Annotated in this window: 16 protein-coding genes and 1 riboswitch; of the genes, 4 read left to right on the top strand and 12 right to left on the bottom strand. The window is 72.8% G+C overall.

Annotated features, from left to right (window positions below):
* The first annotated feature begins 44 nt into the window (after positions 1–44).
* Positions 45–434, top strand: a complete 390-nt coding sequence (locus RWE79_RS35710; protein ID WP_475944361.1) for a hypothetical protein — start codon at positions 45–47, stop codon at positions 432–434.
* A 91-nt stretch (positions 435–525) separates the two neighbouring features.
* Here the strand turns inward: RWE79_RS35710 and RWE79_RS35705 are convergent, their stop codons facing one another.
* From RWE79_RS35705 to RWE79_RS35670, 8 genes are all read right to left on the bottom strand, one after another.
* A complete protein-coding gene (locus RWE79_RS35705) occupies positions 526–900 on the bottom strand; it encodes a hypothetical protein (RefSeq protein ID WP_475944359.1) in 375 nt (124 codons plus the stop codon).
* 92 nt (positions 901–992) lie between these two features.
* Positions 993–1385, bottom strand: a complete 393-nt coding sequence (locus tag RWE79_RS35700; protein ID WP_475944357.1) for a roadblock/LC7 domain-containing protein — start codon at positions 1383–1385, stop codon at positions 993–995.
* 86 nt (positions 1386–1471) lie between these two features.
* Positions 1472–2269: a transcriptional regulator gene (locus RWE79_RS35695; RefSeq protein WP_475944355.1), complete on the bottom strand. Its 798-nt coding sequence runs from the start codon at positions 2267–2269 to the stop codon at positions 1472–1474.
* Positions 2266–2649, bottom strand: a complete 384-nt coding sequence (locus RWE79_RS35690; protein ID WP_475944353.1) for a hypothetical protein — start codon at positions 2647–2649, stop codon at positions 2266–2268. The genes RWE79_RS35695 and RWE79_RS35690 overlap by 4 nt, the downstream gene beginning before the upstream one ends.
* A gap of 138 nt (positions 2650–2787) precedes the next feature.
* Entirely contained in the window at positions 2788–5286 is a 2499-nt protein-coding gene (locus RWE79_RS35685; protein ID WP_475944352.1) for a SpoIIE family protein phosphatase, read from the bottom strand.
* Positions 5287–5334: 48 nt separating this feature from the next.
* Positions 5335–7503, bottom strand: a complete 2169-nt coding sequence (locus RWE79_RS35680) for a putative bifunctional diguanylate cyclase/phosphodiesterase (RefSeq protein WP_475944350.1) — start codon at positions 7501–7503, stop codon at positions 5335–5337.
* Positions 7500–8312: an SAM-dependent methyltransferase gene (locus RWE79_RS35675; RefSeq protein ID WP_475946309.1), complete on the bottom strand. Its 813-nt coding sequence runs from the start codon at positions 8310–8312 to the stop codon at positions 7500–7502. The genes RWE79_RS35680 and RWE79_RS35675 overlap by 4 nt, the downstream gene beginning before the upstream one ends.
* Before the next feature lie 215 nt (positions 8313–8527).
* Entirely contained in the window at positions 8528–9706 is a 1179-nt protein-coding gene (locus RWE79_RS35670; RefSeq protein WP_475944348.1) for a transglycosylase family protein, read from the bottom strand.
* Between the two features lie 2 nt (positions 9707–9708).
* A riboswitch (cyclic di-AMP (ydaO/yuaA leader) is annotated at positions 9709–9882 on the bottom strand.
* A 368-nt stretch (positions 9883–10250) separates the two neighbouring features.
* Between RWE79_RS35670 and RWE79_RS35665 the strand changes: the two genes are divergently transcribed.
* From RWE79_RS35665 to RWE79_RS35655, 3 genes are all read left to right on the top strand, one after another.
* A complete protein-coding gene (locus RWE79_RS35665; RefSeq protein ID WP_475944346.1) occupies positions 10251–11471 on the top strand; it encodes a cytochrome P450 family protein in 1221 nt (406 codons plus the stop codon).
* A 130-nt stretch (positions 11472–11601) separates the two neighbouring features.
* A complete protein-coding gene (locus RWE79_RS35660) occupies positions 11602–12612 on the top strand; it encodes an aldo/keto reductase (RefSeq protein ID WP_475944344.1) in 1011 nt (336 codons plus the stop codon).
* Between the two features lie 180 nt (positions 12613–12792).
* The gene (locus RWE79_RS35655; protein ID WP_475944342.1) at positions 12793–14058 is read left to right on the top strand and encodes a hypothetical protein; all 1266 of its coding nucleotides are present in this window, start codon (positions 12793–12795) and stop codon (positions 14056–14058) included.
* Between the two features lie 52 nt (positions 14059–14110).
* Here RWE79_RS35655 and RWE79_RS35650 read toward each other — a convergent pair whose 3' ends face one another.
* From RWE79_RS35650 to RWE79_RS35635, 4 genes are read right to left on the bottom strand one after another with little or no spacing between them, the layout of a single operon-like run.
* Complete coding sequence (locus RWE79_RS35650) at positions 14111–15340, bottom strand: RICIN domain-containing protein (RefSeq protein ID WP_475944340.1); 1230 nt, start codon at positions 15338–15340, stop codon at positions 14111–14113.
* Positions 15341–15349: 9 nt separating this feature from the next.
* Entirely contained in the window at positions 15350–16525 is a 1176-nt protein-coding gene (locus RWE79_RS35645) for a discoidin domain-containing protein (protein ID WP_475944338.1), read from the bottom strand.
* Positions 16495–19161, bottom strand: a complete 2667-nt coding sequence (locus RWE79_RS35640) for a hypothetical protein (RefSeq protein ID WP_475944336.1) — start codon at positions 19159–19161, stop codon at positions 16495–16497. Before RWE79_RS35640 ends, RWE79_RS35645 begins: the two co-directional genes overlap by 31 nt.
* Entirely contained in the window at positions 19158–19841 is a 684-nt protein-coding gene (locus RWE79_RS35635; protein WP_475944334.1) for a type VII secretion system-associated protein, read from the bottom strand. The genes RWE79_RS35640 and RWE79_RS35635 overlap by 4 nt, the downstream gene beginning before the upstream one ends.
* Positions 19842–19861 lie beyond the last annotated feature (20 nt).

The raw sequence follows: 19861 nt of genomic DNA, 5'->3' as shown, positions 1-19861 counted from the left end.
GCGGCGTGCGACGACCCGGGAAAAACGACGTTCGAGGATCACTGATGACCGTACGGTGGGCGGCGGCGGCAGCGACCGCCGCGGCATTGCTCGCGGTGTCGGGCTGCGGTTCGTCGGACAGCGGTCAACAGGCGACCGGTGGGCCGATGAAGCTGGAACGGATCACCAAGACCATCGGGTGCAAGTCGTCGTTGCAGACGGACAGCGCGGAGCTGCGGCAGAGCAGTTGCCGCAAGGCGAAGCAGACGTTCATCGTGCTGACCTTCGCGTCAAAGACGGGCCAGCGGACCTGGCTGGACAACGCCAAGCCGTACGGCGGTGACTATCTGGTGGGCACCCGCTGGGTGGTCGAGGCCGACCTCAAGGCCCTGGGGCCGGTCCAGAAGGAGCTGGGCGGATCGGTCGAGGCCGGCGAGGACCACGGCAGTCACTGAGCCGAGCCGCCGCCGGGACGGGAGTCGCGATCACCGGAACCACAGGCACGCACGCCCCACACGCGCGTGCCACCGGCCGGCGGACGTCCCGTCAGACGTCGAGGTCCGCCTCGATGCGCTTGAGCTGGTGACGGGCCATCGCCAGATTGGCCCGCTCCCGGTCCAGGGCCAGGTAGAGGAACAGACCCTTTCCGGCCCGGCTGCTGATCAGCCGGATCAGGTGGTACTGGGAGCCGAGGGTGATCAGGACGTCCTCGATCCCCTCCTTGATGTTGAGCATCTCCATCGTGCGCATCTTGGCCCGGATCACATCGGTGTTGCCCGCGGCCGCGACCGTGAGGTCGAGGTCCTTGGAGCCGCCGAGGGTGCCCAGGGCCATGCCGCTGCCGTAGTCGACGAGCGCGCAGCCGATGACCCCCTCGATCGAGGTCATGCAGTCCTTCAACGCGGTTTCGGTATTCGCCATCAGGGTCTCGCTTCCTTTCGTGGGTTTGCCTATTACCTGGCGCCGGGTTCCGGGCGCGGCACGCCCGCGCCCGGTGCCGGGTGGTTGTGGAGTCATGTCCGCTCCTGGTGGTCGGGCGCGCCGTCGACGAGGTCGCCGATACGCCCGCTGGATCGGCGGGCCTCCAGATGGAGCCGGCCGACGTTTGTGTCGGGGCCGGCCACCACGGTGAGAGTGGCGCTCAGTCCCGCGGAGTAGGTCGCCACATAGCCGAGCTCGCCCCGGGCCATGAGTTCGCGGAAACCCCCCTGCCCGGTGGCCTCGGTGAGGCGGGTGCCGACGCCCAGCGCCGCCGCGGTCAGCGCGGCGACGCCGTCCGGTTCGATGCCGCTCGTGTCGTGGGCGATCACCATCCCGTCGGTGCTCGCCACGAGGCCGCCCGTCAGATGCGGCACGCGTGCGCGCAGGCTGCGCAGTTCGGCGAGCACCTCGGGTTGCACGGTCATCGGCTGCCTCCTTCCGGTTCCGGCGAGCTGTTTCAGAGCGCGCCTCCATGGCCGGTCCGAGAACCCGGCACGGGCGGGAAGTGCACTCACAGACGGGCCTCCAGCGCGTCGCGGATCCGGATCAGCAGATCGATATCGGGGTCGGGGTCGCGCGGCGGCGGGTCCTGCGGCGGGTTCTGACCGTGCCGGGCTTCCCGGCCCGCAGGCGCCGGGGTCTCGACGTAGCCGGCTGCCGCCAGATGCCGTACGTCGAGCACGGTGGTGAACGCGGAGCGTCCCAGCAGCCAGGCGATCTGCGGCGGGGTGCGCGAGCCGTCGGCCAGCTCCAGCACCGCGCGCTGGCCGGGATTGGGGGTGCAGCCCCGCCTGCGGTACGGGTCGTCGCCGGCCCGGGGGACGACGGGCCCGGCGTCGGCGGCCGGCCAGGGCCAGACCCGGTCCAGCAGGGCCCGTCTGCGGCCGGACTCACGTCGCAGCACATCGGCGCGGACGGGCCGTACGGGGCCGAGCCAGTGACTGGCGCCCTGCAGGAAGCGGCTGGGTTCCGACCCCGGGAGCAGGACGAAGTAGGCCGCGTCGAACAGCGCCCCGAGATGGCACAGTTCGAGCTCGCCCCGGGTCAGGCAGCCGTGCTCGACCAGGAAGGGTCCGACCCGGCAGTCGTGGCCGGCCTCGGCCAGGGCCTTGCGCCAGGCGTCCTCGGACAGCCGCCCGCAGGCGGTGAGCCGGCTGCCGAGGTCGGGCGCCATGGGGCTCTCCGCGTGGACCACCGCGCCCTCGCACAGGTACAGCACGCCGCGGTCGCCGTAGAGGGCGCCGGTGGCCCGTTCGGTGGCGAGCGAGGCCAGCGCGGCGTCGAAGTCCTGTCCGATCAGGGTTCTCACACCAGCACCAGCTTCTCGGCCAGGGACTGCAGTCGGAAGCGGGCGAGGGCGAGGTTGGACTCGCCGCGGTCGAGCCACAGGTAGAGGAAGACGCTGCTCTCGAACGAGGTGTCTATGAACCGCATCAGGTGGTAGCCGGCGCTGGCGCTGATGATGATGTCCTCGACCGGCACCTTGCCGGTCTGCGTCGCGGTGAAGGATCCGCCGTCCACCACCGCGCGGACCACCTCGGTGGTCTCCACCGCGGTGACCTCGTGGTCGTCGTTGGGTCCCTCCCCCGCGGTGCCCAGGACGAGTCCGCTGCTCCAGTCGACCAGACTGGCCCCGAGCACTCCGGGGATGGCCATGGCCTCGGCCAGGCACTCGTCGATTCCGGGCAACACGAACTCCCTCACCCGATACTTTCGGTAGACCAGATGCCACGGAACGTTAGTGGAGCGTCGCGCGATTCGCGGTTGTTGCGGCATTTCCACCAGGCACATGCCGGATCCGTACTATTCTCCGCTCTTGACCCGTGTTCACAGGTCGGCGGGCAGCGCCTGTTCGGCCCAGATGGTCTTGCCCCGGTACGACTGCCGGGTGCCCCAGGCCTCGCAGAGCCGCGCGACCAGGAGCAGTCCGCGGCCGCCCTCGTCGAAGGTCCGGGCCCGGCGCGGATGGGGGGCGGTGTTGCTGCCGTCCGAGACCTCGCAGATCAGGGTGCGGTCGTGGATCAGCCGGAGCTGGAGGGGGGCGGCGCCGTAGCGGATGGCGTTGGTGACCAGCTCGCTGACGACCAGTTCGGTGGTGAACCCGGCCGCCTCAAGGCCCCAGGCGGCCAGCTGCCGTGCGGCGGCTCTGCGGGCCGCGCAGACCACCGAGGGCTCGGCGGACAGGTCCCAGGTGGCCACCTGGCCCCGGTCGAGCACCCGGGTGCGTGCCATGAGCAGGGCGACGTCGTCGCCGGGGTGTTGCGGAAGCATCGCCCGCAGGACCTGGTCGCAGGTGCCCTCCAGGGTGGGCGCCGGGGTGGCGAGGACCCGCCGCAGCTCGGCGAGGCCCTGGTCGAGGTCCCGCTCCCGGGACTGGACCAGCCCGTTGGTGTAGAGCACGACCAGGCTGCCCGGGTCCACGGCGGTCTCGGCGGCCTCGAAGGGCAGTCCGCCGCCCAGCCCGAGCAGGGGCCCGGCCGGCAGGTCCAGGAACTCCACGGTGTGTCCGCCGGCCGTCCCGGGTCCGGGGCCGACCAGGAGGGGTGGCGGATGCCCGGCGCGGGCGGCGCAGCAGGTGCCGGAGACCGGGTCGTAGACCGCGTACAGGCAGGTCGCGCCGGTGACGCCGGCGGAGGCCTCGTCGGCGTCGCCCTGGGTGGAGGCCCGGTTGACGAGGTCGTCGAGGTGGGTGAGGAGTTCGTCGGGCGGCAGGTCGACGTCGGCCAGGGTGCGTACGGCGGTACGGAGCCGGCCCATGGCCGCCGCGGCCTGGATGCCGTGGCCGACGACGTCCCCGGCGACCAGGGCGACCCGGGCCCCCGACAGCGGGATGACGTCGAACCAGTCGCCGCCCACACCCGCCTCGGAGCCGGCCGGCAGATAGCGGGAGGCGACCTCCACGGCCGCCCGCGGGGGCGTGGCGCGCGGCAGCAGGCTGCGCTGCAGGGTCAGGGCGGTGGTGCGTTCGCGGGTGTAGCGGCGGGCGTTGTCGAGGCAGACGGCGGCCCTGGTGGTGATCTCCGTGGCCAGCAGGACGTCGTCCTCCTCGAAGGGGTCCGGGCGCCGGTGGCGGACGAAGACCACCACTCCGAGGGTGCTGCCGCGGGCCTGGATGGGCACCGCCATCAGGGAGTGCACCCCGAAGCGGTTCATCCGCTCCGCGCGGACGGAGTCCGCGGCCGCCCAGCGCGCCACCCCGGGGTCGGTGAGCCGCTGTACGACCGGGCGGCCGGTCGCCAGGCATTCGGCGGGCGGGGAGAACGCCGGGTAGGAGTCGGCGGTTCCCAGGCCGACGACGGACTCGGGGACACCCGGCAGTACGGAGGCGTGGGCGAGCCGGCGCAGCAGCACCGAGGCCGGTTCGGGCCCGGTGTCGGGTTCGGCGCCCCGGTAGACGCGGTCCAGCAGGTCGACGCTGGCGAAGTCCGACAGTTCGGGGACGGCGGCCTCGGCGAGTTCCCGCGCCGTGCGCTCGACGTCCAGGGTGGTGCCGATCCGCAGGCCGGCGTCGTTGAGCAGTTGCAGCCGCTGCCTGGCCCAGTGCTGATCGGTCCGGTCGTGGGCGGCGAGGCAGACGCCGCGGATGGCTCCGTCGGCGTCCCTGAGCGGGCCGAGGTAGACGTTCCAGGCGTGCTCACAGCGCTCCCCCTCGGTCCGCAGATACGTTTCGAGGTAGCGGGGCCGGCCGTCGGCGAGTACCTGGGCCATGGCCTGTTCGGTGCGGTCGCTCTGGGGGTCGGGGACTATCTCCGGGACGCGCAGGCCCCGCATCTCGTCCTCGGTGAGCGCCATGGCCCGTTGCATGTCCTCGTTGGCCCGGCACAGCCGCAGCCGGGTGTCGTACAGGGCCGTGGTGCAGCACGGTGACTGGGCGAAGGCCAGCCGGTCCAGGTCGTCGTCGCGGGGGCGGGGAAGGGTTCCGGTCAGCGGGGAGACCAGCAGCCATTCGGTGGTGCCGTCGGCGGTGGCGTGACGGTGGGCCAGCAGACGGGTCCGTAGGCGGTGGCCGTCGCGGTGGCGCAGCGAGAGGGTGCCGTTCCAGCGGGGCAGCCGTGCGAGGGAGCGGTCCACGAGGTCCACGAGGTGCGGGACCGTGCCTTCGGCGTCGGCGTCGGCGTCGCCGTCGAGGAGGGCGGAGGCGGGCCGTCCGACGACCTCGCCGGGGCGGTGGCCGAGCAGACGGCGGGCGCCTTCGCTCCAGCCGGTGACGACCCCGTGCCCGTCCAGGGTGGCGCGGGCGGTGGCCGCCGTGTCGACGAGGTCGTCCAGGTCACCGGGCGGGAGGGCGCCCGCTTCGCCGGTGCCGCGGTTGCTGTGGTGCGTCATGGGAGCTCATCTCACCCTCGCTCCCATTCCTTCCCCCGGGCCCCGTGCTCAACCGGCGTCGACGAGCGACAGGGCGTGCAGCCGGTCGGGCGGGCCGGGGCGGGCGTAGTACCAGCCCTGTGCGGTGTCGCAGCCCAGCACCCTCAGATGCTCGGCCTGCAGCCCGGTCTCGACGCCTTCCACGGTGACCGACATGCCGAGGGTGTGGGCGAGCTGGACGATACCGTCCACGATCTTGACGTCGACGGGGTCGACGGGGCGGTGCTGCATGCCCCGGGTGAAGGACCGGTCCAGTTTCAGGGTGGTGATGGGCAGCCTGCGCAGCGAGGCCAGGTTGGAGTAGCCGGTGCCGAAGTCGTCCAGGGCGATGTCCATGCCGAGTTCGGCGAACTGGCGCAGCGGGCGCAGCAGGTCCTCGTCGGCGCCGATCAGTGCGCTCTCGGTGACCTCCAGGCAGAGCGCGGACGGTTCGAGGCCGGCCTCGGCGAGGGCGGCGACCGTCTCGCGGACCAGGCCGGGGTGGTGGAGCTGGGAGGGCGAGAGGTTGACGTTGACCCGCAGCGGCCGGCCGTGCCCGGTGTCGCCCGGGAGCTGCCAGCCGCGGGCCTGGCGGGCGGCCTCGCCCAGTACCCAGCGGCCCAGCGGCACGATCAGGCCGGTGCTCTCGGCGAGCGGGATGAAGTGGTCGGGGCCGAGGGTGCCGTGCACCGGGTGGCACCAGCGGACCAGGGCCTCGGCGCCGCGTACGCTGCCGTCGGCGAGGTCGACCAGCGGCTGGTACTCGATGAAGAACTCGCCGCGTTCCAGGGCGGTGGGCAGCCGGTTGACCAGGCCGTGGCGGGTGATGGCGCGGGCGTCGGCGTCCGGGTCGGACAGGGCGAACCGGTTCCCGCCGGCGGCCTTGGCCCGGTACATGGTGATGTCGGCGCTGCGCAGCGCCTCGGCCGGGCCGAGGGCGGCGGCCGGTCCCTCGACGATGCCGATGCTGCACCGGACGGACAGGTCCCGGCCCTCGATGTGGATGGGGTCGGCGAGGGCGGCGAGGATGCGGTCGGCCAGGGCCGCCACGTCGGAGGGGCTCGCGGGATTGGCGGCGATGACGACGAACTCGTCGCCGCCGACGCGGGCCACCAGCTGTCCCGGTGAGGTGACGCAGGCCCGCAGCCGGTCGGCGACGGCGACCAGCAGCTGGTCGCCGACGGCGTGGCCGAGGCTGTCGTTGATGTCCTTGAAGCCGTCGAGGTCGAGGTAGCACAGGCCGATCCGGGCGGGAGCGGTGACGGTGTCCCCGTCGGTGCCGGTGCCCGCGGCGAGGGCTTGTTCGAGGCGTTCGAAGAACAGGGTGCGGTTGGCGAGGCCGGTGAGCGCGTCGTGGGTGGCCTCGTAGCGCAGCCGCTCGTGCAGGAGGCGGCGCTCGGTGATGTCCTCCATCAGGGAGAGCATGTACTGCGGGGTGCCGGCGGAGTCCCGCAGCAGGGAGACGGTCAGATTGGTCCACACCGGGGTGCCGTCGGTGCGGAAGTAGGGTTTCTCGATGCTGTAGTCGTCGCGCTCGCCGCGAGCCAGTTCGCGTTGCAGGTCCCAGGTCCCGGGGCCGTCGTCGGGATGCACCCAGTCGTTGACCTTGCGGCTGCGTACGTGGTGCTCGATGCCGCCGAACATCCGGGTGAGGGCGTCGTTGACGTCGATGACGGTGCCGTCCATGTCGGCGATGCCGATGCCGATGGAGGCTCCCTCGAAGACGGCCCGGAAGCGGGCCTCGCTCTCGTGGAGGGCCTGTTCGGCCTCGGCGCGGGCGGCGAGGGCGGCGCGGGAGAGCGCCTCCTGTTCGGCCAGGGTGCGTTCGCGGAGGCTGCGGGCGTATCCGGCGGCTATCCAGTGCTGGAGCCGGCCGCACCGGGCGCGGGCCTCGTCGGCGGGGACGGCGGTCCCGGGCGGGCAGTAGAGCAGCAGATACGCGTCGACGACGCCGAGGATGCGGGGCAGCGCGTCGGGGTCGGTGCAGTGTGCGGCGACCAGTGCGGACCCGGTCCCGGCGCCGGGTCTGGGGTCGAAGGGCTGGGCCCGCAGCGCGTCCGACAGGCTCTGCGCCAGCGGGATGAGGTAGTCCTCGAACTCGGCGCTGGTCATCGAGGTGGCGGTGGCCGGGTAGATGGCGCGGCTCCAGATGGCCGCGAAGCGCCGCAGGGCGTCGGGTTCGCCCGGTGCGGTGGTCACGCCTTGCGCCCCACGCCCGCGAAGCCGGTGTGGATGACCGGGTCGGCGTCGTCGTCCGTGCCGTCGGGACGCCACAGCGGCATGGCGACCACTCCGGGGTCGACCAGTTCGAAGCCCTCGAAGAAACGTTCCACCTCGGGGCGCGAGCGCATCACCAGCGGGGAGCCGATGTTGCGGTAGACGCCCTCGACCCGGTCGCCCTGCTCCGGGAGCCGGGGGCCGCCGTCGGTGGAGGCATGGGTGAGCACCAGCAGGCTGCCGGGGGCGAGCGCGTCGCGCAGTTCGGCGACGGCCTTGCGCGGCTCGTCGGCGTCCTCCAGGAAGTGCAGTACGGCGACGAGCAGCAGGGCCACCGGACGGTCGAGGTCGAGGAGCCGGCCGACCGCCTCGCTGTCGAGGATGTCCCGGGGGGTGCGCAGGTCGGCGGAGACGATGTCGGCGCGTTCGTTGCCGGCCAGGACCGACCGGCTGTGCGCGACGGCGACCGGGTCGTGGTCGACGTAGACGACGGCGGCGCCGGGGCTGGCGGCCTGGGCGACCTCGTGGACGTTGCCGAAGGTGGGTATCCCGGAGCCGATGTCGAGGAACTGGGTGACGCCCTGGTCCACTGCGTGTCTGACGGCGCGGCGCATGAACGCCCGGTTCGCCTGCATGATTTTCGGCAGCCCGGGGAAGACCTCGATCGCCCGCCGTCCCGCTTCCCGGTCTGCCTCGAAGTTGTGCGAACCGCCGAGGTAGTAGTCGTAGATGCGGGACACGCTCGGCACCGACACGTCGATGCCCTGCGGTGCCCAGGCGGGACGCTCCACCATCTGTTGTCTCCAGCTCGTCAGGCGTTCGGCAGAAAGTCAGTAGTGCGCAGTCAGGCTACTGATCGCCAGTTCGAGAGGGAACAACAAACGGAAATATCAGGTCCGTTTCGGTCACGGGACAAAGGCATGTGCCTGTCCCCGCCGCCGCGGGAACAGGCACATGGGTCCTGACTGAGAGCCAGGCTCTGAAGTCACGCCCTGACGGGGCTGCCTCAGATGCTCACACCGTGGGCGCGGAGGTAGGCCAGCGGGTCCAGGTCCGAGCCGTAGTTCGGGGAGGTGCGGATCTCGAAGTGCAGGTGCGGGCCGGTGACGTTACCGGTCGCGCCGGACAGGCCGAGCTGCTGGCCCTCGGAGACGGACTGGCCGGCCGAGACCGCGATCGAGGACAGGTGCGCGTACTGGGCGTACTTGCCGTCGGCGAGCCGCAGGACGACCTGGTTGCCGTAGGCACCGCCCCAACCGGCCGAGACCACGGTGGCGTTGGCGATGGCCTTGACCCGGGTACCGGTCGGGACGACGAAGTCCTGGCCGGTGTGGTAGCCGCTGGACCACATGGCACCGGCCGTGCGGTAGGCGGTGCCGAGGATGGCGCCGTCGACCGGGCGGGTGTAGCCGGAGGCGCTGCTCTGGGCGGCGGAGGAGGACTTGGCCGCGGACGACGTGGTCGCCGGGGCGGTGCTCTTGCGCGGGGTGACGACCGCGGACCTGGTGGTCTTGGCGGTCGAGGCGGCGGCCTTCTGGCCGAGCGTCAGAACCTGGTTGGGGTAGATCAGGTTCGGGTTGCCGCCGATGACGCTCTTGTTGTCGGAGTACAGCTCCTGCCAGCCACCGGCGACGTCCTGGGCGTCGGCGATCTTGGAGAGCGTGTCGCCGCCGGCGACCCGGTAGGTCTTGGCGGTGGACTTCGAGGAGGACGCCGGGGAGGAAGCGGCCGGGGCCTTGGCCTCCGTGGCCTTCTTCGGGGCGGCCGCGGGGGTGGAGGCCGCCGGGGCGGAGGAGGTGTCGGCCATGGCCTGGGTCAGTCCGGCCTTGGGGCCGCACACCGGCCAGGCCTGCGGGCCCTGGACCGCCAGGACCTTCTCGGCGATGGCGATCTGCTGCGCCTTGGTGGCCAGGTCGGCACGGGGGGCGTACGTGGTGCCGCCGAAGCCCGCCCAGGTGCTCTGGGTGAACTGCAGGCCACCGTAGAAGCCGTTACCCGTGTTGATGCTCCAGTTGTTGGTGCTCTCGCAGGTGGCGACCTTGTCCCAGGTGCTCACCGAGGCGGCGCGGGCGCCGGTGGCGCCGACCATGGGGAGCGCGATGGCCGCACCGGTGGTGCCGGCGACAACGCCGATCCGGGTGAAACGGTTTGCGCGGACACGACGGTGCTTTCCCTTTGCGGGCATGCGGAATTCCTCTCCGGCGCCTGCGAGGTAAGCTGTCGGGTTCGGGCTGGAGATGCCCGGCCACAGGCAGGCCGGAACAAACGGCACTGCACTGCGACTTAACCCCAAGCCGTTCCGGTCCTCCGGCTACGGCGATTACCTGGGTCCCCCGCTCCTGCCCTGAGCGTTCAGTGTTGGCCACCGGGCGGCGGCAGGATTCGGCGTTCCGCCCGACAGAATCCCGAAGGCATTTGACCTGCGGGACTGCGAAGCTAAACGACGGTGTCCGGCCAGAGCAAGGTGTCCAAACATAGGATCAAGAGGACTGCAACTTGATCTTAGAATTCGATGACGTTAGGTGAGAAGTGTCCGCTCTGTGTGCACAAAATGCTGACCGTCCGTAACTCGATCAATTTATGGAGTCACAGAATGGGGTTAATGTGGACAGATAGCGACAGGGGTGTTCCGTACGGTATTTCATGAGTGACACCCGTCACCCGTGGGCGATTTGCCCCGACTCATCCGGTCACGCATGGAAAGTGGCCCCGCGGCGCATGTCTTGGTCATGACTTCTCAGCCCCCCGTGGTTCTCGATCCGACCGGCGCCGACATCCACGCGGAAGGCGCCCGCTTACGCGAGCGCGGTCCGGTCACCCTGATCGAACTGCCGGGCGGGGTGCGCGCCTGGTCCGTGACCAGCCAGGACCTGCTCAAGCGGCTGCTCACCGACCCCCGGGTCTCCAAGGACGCCCGCCGGCACTGGCCGGCCTTCATCAACGGCGCGATACCGCAGGACTGGCCACTGTTCGTCTGGGTCGCCGTGACCAGCATGCTGAACGCCTACGGTGCCGACCACCGGCGGCTGCGCCGGCTGGTCGCCCCCGCCTTCACCGCCCGCCGCACCGCCGCCCTGCGCCCCCGTGTCGAGGAGATCACCGAAGGACTGCTCGACCGGCTCGCCGCCACACCCCCCGGAACCCCGGCCGACCTGAGGGCCTCCTTCGCCTATCCGATCCCCATCCAGGTGATCACCGAGCTGATGGGCGTGCCCGAGCGACTGCGCGAGGGACTGCGGACCTGCGTGGACCGCGGCTTCGACACCTCGCTCACCCCGGCGGAGTCGATGGCCAACTACCACCGGATGTACGGGATCCTGCGCGACCTGGCCGCGACCCGGCGGGCCGAGCCCGGCGACGACCTGACCAGCGCCCTGATCGCCGCCCACGACGCGGAGGACGGATCGGCGCTGAGCGAGTCCGAACTGCTCGACACCCTGCTGCTGATCATCGCCGCCGGGCACGAGACCACGGTCAACCTCATCGACAACGCCGTCCATGCCCTGCTCACCCACCCCGGGCAGCTGGAACTGGTCCGCACCGGGCAGGTCGGCTGGGCGGACGTCATCGAGGAGACGCTGCGCACCGAGGCACCGCTGGCCCATCTGCCGCTGCGCTACGCGGTCGAGGACATCGAGGCGGGCGGCGTGCTGATCGCCCGGGGCGACGCGATCCTGGCCTCGTACGCCGCCGCCGGGCGCGACCCCGGGGTCCACGGCGAGGACGCCGGCCGCTTCGACGCGGCGCGCCCGGGCAAGGAGCATCTGGCCTTCGGCCACGGCGTCCACCACTGCCTGGGCGCGCCGCTGGCCCGGCTGGAGGCGGAGATCGCGCTACCGGCCCTGTTCGCGCGGTTCCCCGGCCTCACACTGGCCGTACCCCCGGAGGAGCTGCGGCCGATCAGCTCGTTCATCTCGCACGGACACCGCACCCTGCCCTGCACCTGGTAGCGGGCGGCGAACGAGGACGAACCCGCCGCCACCTGACGGGCGGGCCGCCGCGCGTCATGGATTCTCCAGCGCCGGGCCGGTAGGCTCACAATCCCGCACATTTTCCAACAGCAATCCCTGGAGCCCTCGCGTGAGCTACCTCGCGGCCGACGACCGTTACGACTCCATGGAGTACCGCCGCTGCGGCCGCAGCGGCGTACGGCTGCCCGCCGTCTCCCTCGGCCTGTGGCACAACTTCGGCGACACCGCCCCCCTGGAGACCCAACGCGCCGTGCTCCGCCGCGCCGTGGACCGCGGCGTGGTCCACCTGGACCTCGCCAACAACTACGGCCCGCCCTACGGCTCCGCCGAGGCCAACTTCGGCACCCACTTCCGCGCCGACCTCCGCCCGTACCGCGACGAGCTGTTCATCGCCACCAAGGCCGGCTACGACATGTGGCCCGGCCCGTACGGCGAATGGGGCTCGCGCAAGTACCTGCTGGCCAGCCTCGACCAGTCGCTGGGCCGGATGGGCCTGGACTACGTCGACGTCTTCTACTCCCACCGCTTCGACCCGGACACGCCCCTGGAGGAGACCATGGGCGCCCTGGACACCGCGGTGCGGCAGGGCAAGGCCCTGTACGCCGGCATCTCCAACTACCCGGCCGAGCAGCACCGCCGGGCGGCGGAGATCCTCGCCGAGCTGGGCACGCCGCTGCTGATCCACCAGTCCGCGTACAACATGCTCAACCGCGGCCTGGAGGACGGCGTCCTGGACGCCATCGGTGAGACCGGCACCAGCCTGATCGCCTTCTCCCCGCTCGCCCAGGGCCTGCTGACGGACCGTTACCTGAGAGGCGAGGTCCCCGCCGACTCCCGCATGGCCGTCGGTCACTTCCTCAGGCGCGACACCCTCACCGAGCAGCGGCTCACCATGCTCCGCGACCTCAACAAGATCGCCGAGCGGCGCGGCCAGACCCTCGCCCAGCTCGCCCTGGCCTGGGTCCTTCGCGACCCCCGCGTCGTCTCCGTCCTGATCGGCGCGAGCAGCGTCGCCCAGCTCGACCAGAACCTCGCCGCGATCGACTCCGCGCCGCTCACCGAGGGCGAGCTCGCCGAGATCGACCGCGTCTCGCAGGCCGGCGGCGTCGGGATCCCGTAGGGCCTGTCCGTCGTGGACGGACCCGTGCCCCGCGCGGGGGTGGCGTACGCGCGGGGCGCGGGGAGCCAACTGGCTTTGTTACCAAGCCAGTTGCGTGTGACAGATGAACCCCTGAAGTATGAGGGTGACTCTGTAGGACGGAGGAGACTCCGTGCCGAAGACTGTAGAGAGCAGGCCACAATGCCCCGCCAACAGCCCGGCCAGCACGACCCCTCCAGTAGTTCGCCGCAGGAGCCGGTCAACGAGTCCCCGGTCGCCGTCCGGCACGGGGCCGCCATTCCCGCCGTTGCCGGGGATCCCGGCGCCGCCCTCGCGCCCCGGGGGCGGCGGCAGTACCCCGGTGCGGCCGCCGCCGTCACCGTGCCGCGGTTCGGGGAAGCGTACGGCCCGGAGACGACAGCGGAAGCCGAAGCGGAGCCGCAGTCCGGGACGGAGCAGGAACAGGGGCAGGAGCCCGGCGGCCAGGGCATACCCGCGCAGAACGGCCCGGCCGCGGAGGAGACGGCGTCGGAGTCCCTGGTGGCGGGTCCCGCCGGTGCCGAGGCGGCCGGCGAAGCGCCTGCGGGCACCGGCTCGAACGAGTCCGAGGCGGTGGGGCCGCCCTCGGCCGGTCCGAAGAAGCCGATGCTGGCGGCCGCGGCCATCGCGGGGGCGTTGCTGATCGCGGTGCCGTTCCTGGTGCTGGCACTGAACGACGGCGACAAGAAGGATCCTTCCGTCAACGCGGCCCCGGTGAACGGCAGTACGACGCTGGAGACGGAGCAGCCCGGCCTGCCGGGGAGCCAGTACGTCTCCGAGTCCCCGTCGGCCTCGCCGAGCCACACGGCGAAGAAGTCCCCGTCGCCCAGCGCGAGCGCGAGCGCGAAGAAGTCGCCGTCGCCCTCGCCGTCGGCCATGCCGAAGGCCGGAAGCGTCGGCGTCGGCGGGAATGGAAGCGGAAGCGGGCAGACGACCGCGGCCACCCCGGCGAAGACGTCCGCGCCCCCGCGGAACACCGCGTCGGTCGCCGTCCAGCGGCTGGCCGCGAGCAGCCCCGGCCGGCACATCTGCTACCGGGTCTACGTGAGCGACATGGGGTGGCAGGACCCGGTGTGCGACGGCCTGACGGCGGGCACGGGCTCGGACAGCCACCCCATCTCGGGTGTCGACATCGCGGTGTCCGGCACGAGCGGAACTGCCGCCAACGCTTTCCAGCAGGGCACCGGATGGCAGCAGACGCCCTGGAGGAGTTCGGTCGACGGCGTCGACCTCACCATCGGAGTCGCCAAGAAGACCCCGTATATGCGGGCCCTCGCGGTGAACGTCGGCTCGGGCTCGGCGTGCGCGACCGCGAAGGTGACGGAGCAGGGATGGCACGGCATGGGCTGCGACAAGCCCGGCGGTTACGTCTTCGCCGGCGCCCTGGAGGAGACGCTCTGGCTCACCGCCCTCAAGCTCACGGTGTGACGCCGTCTCCAGGGCCCGGAGAACGCACTGACGGACAGTCCCGGCAGTCGGGTCAGACGAAGGACCAGTGATGTTCGTCGGTGGTGCTGTCGTTGCAGGTGCCGATGTCCAACGGTGTGTCATTGCCCCCGGTGGCGCTGCCGCGGACGTTGAGGCACATGCCTCCGCTGACGAAGTTGCGGATCCAGTACGTGCCGTCGGACCGGGGGTCGAGCCACCAGTACTGGTTGTCGGAGGTCGTGGCCTGGCACGGGTACTCCGTGATCTTCGTACCGGAGGCCGCCGCACCGTAGTACGGGAGGTCCATGCACATCCCGTCCTTGGTGTTGCGGATCAGGAAGAGCACGGAGCCCTTGGGACCACTGCCTGCCTCCTTGTGGGTCTCCAGGTTCCAGAGCTGGTTGTCGCCACTGGTGCCGTTGCAGGGGTACTGGTTGACCGGCCCGTCGGTGGTGCCCTTGCCGTAGCCGGGGACGTCGGCGCACATGCCGGTCGTCAGGTTCTTGAGCAGGACGCTGGTCTGGCTGGAGGCGGCGTTGGCGAGGGCGCGGGCGCTGGGCTTGGCGGCCTTCGTCGTGGCCTGGCTCCTGGCTGCGGCTCCGGACGTCTGCGCGGCGCTCGGCCGGGTGGTCGACGCCGAACGGGCCGCCGCGGCCTTGTGCGACGCCGAGACGGACGGGGAGGGGGACCTGGAGGCCGAGTGCGAGCCCGAGGGGGAGGGTGAGGCCGAGGGGGACTCGGCGGCGTAGCCGGCGGCGGGTCCGTCGGCTCCGCCGGGGGCCAGGGTCATTCCGCCCACCGGTGCCGCGTTGACCGGGTCCTTCGGCTTGTCGTCGTTGCCCAGGGCCATGACGAGGAACGGCACCGCGATCAGCAGGGCGCCCGCTATCCCGGCGGCGGCCAGCATGGGCTTGCGCGGAGTGTTCGAGGGAGATACGGCGGCGCCTTCGGCCCCGGCCCCGCCCAGGCCGCCCATGCCTTCGTCGATGCCCGCCGCCGCGCCTTCCGGCTCGGCCCGGCCGTCGGCGGCCTCCTGGGCCTCCGGGGCGGCCGCAGGGGCGGTCGCCTCCTCGGCAACCGCGCTGCCCGGGGGCTGCCGCATCAGGGCCCACCCGGGCACGGTCGCGGCAGCCCGGCCGGCGGCCGGATCGGGGGTGCGGGGGCCGAGTTCGGGGCCGGGCTCGTTCGCGGGCCCGGAAATCCCGACACCGCGTCGTACGGCGACCGGGGAGGGGCCGGTGGCGGCCGCGCCGCCGTTGGGGGTCTCGTTCTGCTGTGGCATCGTCGTCTCTCAGTAGGCCGCGAGTTCGGACAGCTGGGCCGCGGGCCAGCCACTGTTGGCGGTGAACCAGATCTGGACGTAGCGGGTCGAAGCCGCCGTGAAGCGGATGGTGACGGTGTTTCCGGTGGCCGCGTTGAAGGTGTACGCCGCGGAGGGGGCCAGCACGAAGGAGCTGTTGGTGTTGTGCGCCCCGTACACGATCAGGGTCTGGGTACGGGAGTTCCAGTCGGCGACCGGGGGGAGCTTCAGCACCACCTCGGCAACGCTCTTCTCCGCCCCGAGGTCGACGCTGGCCAGGTGCGGGAACTGGTCCGTGCCGTTCGTGCTCTCCCAGTACGAACTGGCGTCGCCGTCGGTGACGTTGGAGCCCACGTAGTCCTGCCTGTGGTTGTCGACCTCCACCTCCTTGCCCAGTGCCAGGTTCACGGTGTGGGTGACCGCGCTGGTGGTCGACGTGCTCGCGCTCCCGGCCGACGTGTCCTTGGCCGGCGTGGCCGACGTGCCCTTGGCGGCCTTGGTCGCGTCCGACTGCGCCTGGCCCGTCCGCCGGGCCGCCGACGGCGATCCGGACGCGTTGGCCGGGGAAGCGCTCACCTTGGCGCTCGGGGAGACCGAGGGCGAGGCGGACGGTGAGGTGGTGGCGTAGGGGCTCGCGGATCCGTCCGGCTCGCCGGGCGCCAGGACCGTACCGGCCGTACCGGATGTGCCGGTCGCCGCGGCCGAGTGGTCCGGCTTGCCGTCGTCGCCCAGCGCCAGGACGAGGAACGGCACCGCGATCAGCAGCACCCCGGTCATGGCGGCGGCGGCCAGCATCGGCCTGCGCGGCCCGGCGGAGAGCGGCCGGGCCTCCCCGGCGCCGTCCGCATCCCCGTCCGCGCCCTCCCCCGCTGCGGCAACCCGGACTTCCGACGACGCGTGAGGTCGCGCTGCCGGCTGCGACCCGGACTTCGGCTCAGGGACCCTTACCGGTGCCGCGACCCGTTCCGGGACCCGTTCCGGGACCGGAGTCACCACGGCCGTGGCGGCGGCCGGGACCTGCTGCTCGGCCCCGCGCGGCGTCAGGGCGGCGCCCGGATCCCCCGCTACGGCGGGCAGGGCCGCCGCGCGGCGTACGGTGACCGGGGACCCGCCGCCCGTCGGCGGCGGGTCCCCGGTCACGGAAAGGCCAGGCTTCTCGTGGGGCATGCTGTCCGCTCCCTCAGTCCTCGCCGATGGCACCGGCGCAGCGTTCCGGCCAGGTGCCCGTGCCGGGCGACGTACGGTCCTTGATGGCCTGCTCCAGCCGGGCGAGGGCGGTGGTGTCCGCGTCGTCCAGGCCCGTGGACGCCGCGACGGCGTCGGGAAGTTGACGCAGCAGGACCAGCGTGGCCGCGCCGTCGGCGCGTACGTCCAGCACCCGGAAGCGGGGTGCCCGGGCCGAAGACAACCTCGTCGCCCTCGTCCAGTAACTGCCGTACGCGCCGGCCGGTGATGGACCAGATCGCGTACCCCACGCCCGGCACCCGCGCCTTCCCCGCCGGGTCGAACGGCAGGGCGCTCACCGGGCCCGGGTCGCGGAGCAGCGCCCCGGGCCGCAGGCCGGCGGCGTCGGGCCCGGCACCGCGCAGAGCCACTCCCCGGTACGAAGGCAGCCTGCTCAGCCCGGAGGCCAGGCAGGCGGCGTACGGCAGCAGCCGGTCCTCGCCGGAGCGCAGCGCTCGGACCAGTTCGGCGTGGCCGAGCGGTCCGTCCGCGCTCTGGAGGTACAGCCGCAGCGCGATCAGGTCGGCCCGGGCGGCCTCCTGTTCCTGGCCGCGCAGGGCCGGCAGCCCGGCGAGCGCCCGGGACACGGCCGCGCTGTGCCGCTCCCACACAGGTCCGGCGAGCGCCCGCAGAGCACTCCGGTCGGCTTCCGTGCTGCGGTGCCGGGGAGAGACCCTGAGGGGGGCCAGCGGGCTCCGGGCCACGGGACGGACCGGAGTTCGCAGCGGCGGCACAGGGGCCCGTTCGCGCTCGGGGACGAGAGTACGTACGAGATCGGGCTCAGGGGCGGGAGCGGGAGCGGGGGCGGGAGCGGGGGCGGGAGCGGAGGAGACCGGGACCGACGCGGAGGCGGAACTCAGCCCCGGCATCGGACGCGGGGCGGGAGCCGAGACCGGATCCGGTTCCGGCGAGCCGGGGGAAGTGACCGTGGGCGCGGCTGCGGCCGTGATTACGGGCATGGCTTCCGGAGCGGGGCCCGGCCGCGCGGCCGGGACGGGTTCGGGCTCTGCGGTCGCCGGCGCCTGCCGGGCAGGCGCGGGCGCCCGGACCGGGGCGACAGACACCTGCCCCACCGGGGCGGTCGCCGTCGCGGTCGCGGCGGCCGGGACCGGCTTCGGGGCCGCGGCGGCTGCCGGCGCCCGCCGCGGTCCGACGGCCGGGGCCTGGGCCGGGGCCTGGGCGAAGCGGATGACGCGGAGGCCGTGATGGGCGGCGAGCCGGCGCAGTTCGCGGCCGCCGTCCGGTGGGGTGGCGTGAACATGGAGGGTGGCGCGCTTGCGAAGGTCGGGGGCGAGGGCGTCCAGCAGCCGGGACAGTACGGGCAGCAGCGACGGTTCCAGCCGTTCGCCGGGCCGCCCGACCTCGACGGCGGGCCCCTCGGAGCTGACCGGGCGCGCGCTGTGGGACAGCGGAACGCCGTCGCGCGGGCCCACCCACACCCCGGCCCGGGTCACCGTGGCCTGCCACTGGTCGGAGAGGTGGACGACGCCCTCCTCCGCCCGGCCGGGTCCCCGCAGCGGCGGGGACCACCGCAGCAGCCGCGGCGGGGCGGGGCTCTCGGCCTCCTCGGACGGCACGCACATGACGGCGTCCACGAACGGCAGCCACCGGGGCATACCGTCCGGGCCGACCAGCACGGACCGGACACCGTACGTCCCCAGCAGGCCGTCGGCGGCGAACAGCGGGAGCCCTGTGGTGACTTCCACCGCGGCGCCCAGCATCCAGGCGACCGACTGGCCTAGCGGCAGCAGGTCCCGCAGTCCGCCCGGGCACAGCCGTACGCCGGGCCGGACCTCGGCCGGGAGCGCGCTGAGCAACTCGGCCACCTCCGAAGCGGCGACGTCCTCGCCGTACGGCACGCCCACCACCACGGCGGGGCGCCTGGGGTCGACCGGTACGGCGTGGAACAGGTCGCCCGGCTGGGGCCCGGCGGCCTCGGCCGGCCGGACCAGCAGGCCCGCCGGGATCTGGTCCACCACGCAGCCGCCGGATGTCCGGGCCGGTATCCCGCGCAGGCCGGACTGCCAGGACGGGGCGGGGCTGCGCGGGCCGAGCGCCATCGGCTTCAGCCCCGGCGTGAACCGCCGCCAGCCCCCGTCCGCCGCCGCTCCGCCACCACCGGACGGGACGAAGACGGAGCCGCCGGGCACAACGAACACCGGCCCGTCCGGGGCCTCCACCTCCATGCCCCACGCGTCGGCGATGCGTCGGGCAACCGCGGGGCGGTCCGGGTGGTCGTTCCCGGCTCCGGCCATGACCAGTCGTACGGACTTCGTGCCCGCCTCGCGCAGCGAGTCGAGCGTCTCGCTCATCCGGGACCAGAGATCGCCGGCCGCCTCGCCCTCCGCAGCGGCCACGAGCGTCACGGTGCTGCCGTCGGTACGGAACGTACGGGCCATGTCGGCGATGTCGGCGGGGCGCAGGGTGTCGTCGGCGGGCGAGCGCAGCACCAACAGGCCGTCGTGGTCCTCGACGAGAACCCGGGGCAGCGGCCGCGGGGCGCGCGGCTCCGACGGGGGCGGTCCCTCCTCGGAGGGTCCGCCCCTGCGGCGACCGAAGGGGCCGGTCCTGCGGCTCATCCGGTCTCCTCCGTCGCCCTGACGTCCAGGGGGTGCGGGGTCGTTTCCCCGGGGATCGCTTCCGCCGGGTGCGGGACCGCCGCATTGCCGACCGTCGCGACGCGGACCGCCTCGGGGATCTCCGGGGCCGCCGCCCCGGCCGCGATCGCTTCGGCCAGCGACCCGGTCACCAGGACGACGCCCGCCGGCCCGGACGGGTTGACGTACAGCGCGTGACCCTTCGGCAAGCGGTCCAAGAGGTCGGACACAGCGACGAGTTCGAAGGCGAACGCCCCGGCCGCGTCAAGGTACGGCGAGGAGGTGAAGACCGGGACCACAGGCGTGCCGTCCGACGCGACGGCGGTGACCGGCTCCCCGTCGGGCAGGGTGAGCACCGCGACCTCGGCGGCGGCCAGGGCGCGCGTCACGCCCTCGGCAGGCCCATAGCCGGTGACGGCGAGCTGGAGGGCCTCGTCGACGTCGTCGGCGGGCTCGGGCCAGCCGAGCGCGTCCGGGGAGGGGCGGTAGGTCTCGTTGTCCTCCCACTCCTCGATCTCACCGGTCGGTCCGGACCGCCACCGGCCGACCACCGCCCAGTCGGGCGGCACGCCCTCGCCCGGCCAGCCGGGGTCGATCATGCTGATCCAGTGGTCGGGCGCGAGCCGTGCGGCCTCGACGATGTCCTCGGGTGGCGTGGGCATCGCCCCATCGCTCCGCTCAC

The sequence above is a fragment of the Streptomyces sp. RLA131 genome, from assembly GCF_056270125.1.
Note: the sequence above shows the minus strand (reverse complement) of the source record. Positions and strands in the feature narration are given on the sequence as shown.

Excerpts from the sequence above, each read along its gene's own strand:
- RWE79_RS35670 (WP_475944348.1), bottom strand. The coding sequence starts at position 9,706 with ATGCCCGCAAAGGGAAAGCACCGTCGTGTCCGCGCAAACCGTTTCACC.
- RWE79_RS35685 (WP_475944352.1), bottom strand. The coding sequence starts at position 5,286 with ATGACGCACCACAGCAACCGCGGCACCGGCGAAGCGGGCGCCCTCCCG.
- RWE79_RS35640 (WP_475944336.1), bottom strand. The coding sequence starts at position 19,161 with ATGAGCCGCAGGACCGGCCCCTTCGGTCGCCGCAGGGGCGGACCCTCC.
- RWE79_RS35705 (WP_475944359.1), bottom strand. The coding sequence starts at position 900 with ATGGCGAATACCGAAACCGCGTTGAAGGACTGCATGACCTCGATCGAG.
- RWE79_RS35710 (WP_475944361.1), top strand. The coding sequence starts at position 45 with ATGACCGTACGGTGGGCGGCGGCGGCAGCGACCGCCGCGGCATTGCTC.
- RWE79_RS35655 (WP_475944342.1), top strand. The coding sequence starts at position 12,793 with ATGCCCCGCCAACAGCCCGGCCAGCACGACCCCTCCAGTAGTTCGCCG.
- RWE79_RS35650 (WP_475944340.1), bottom strand. The coding sequence starts at position 15,340 with ATGCCACAGCAGAACGAGACCCCCAACGGCGGCGCGGCCGCCACCGGC.
- RWE79_RS35665 (WP_475944346.1), top strand. The coding sequence starts at position 10,251 with ATGACTTCTCAGCCCCCCGTGGTTCTCGATCCGACCGGCGCCGACATC.
- RWE79_RS35645 (WP_475944338.1), bottom strand. The coding sequence starts at position 16,525 with ATGCCCCACGAGAAGCCTGGCCTTTCCGTGACCGGGGACCCGCCGCCG.
- RWE79_RS35635 (WP_475944334.1), bottom strand. The coding sequence starts at position 19,841 with ATGCCCACGCCACCCGAGGACATCGTCGAGGCCGCACGGCTCGCGCCC.
- RWE79_RS35700 (WP_475944357.1), bottom strand. The coding sequence starts at position 1,385 with ATGACCGTGCAACCCGAGGTGCTCGCCGAACTGCGCAGCCTGCGCGCA.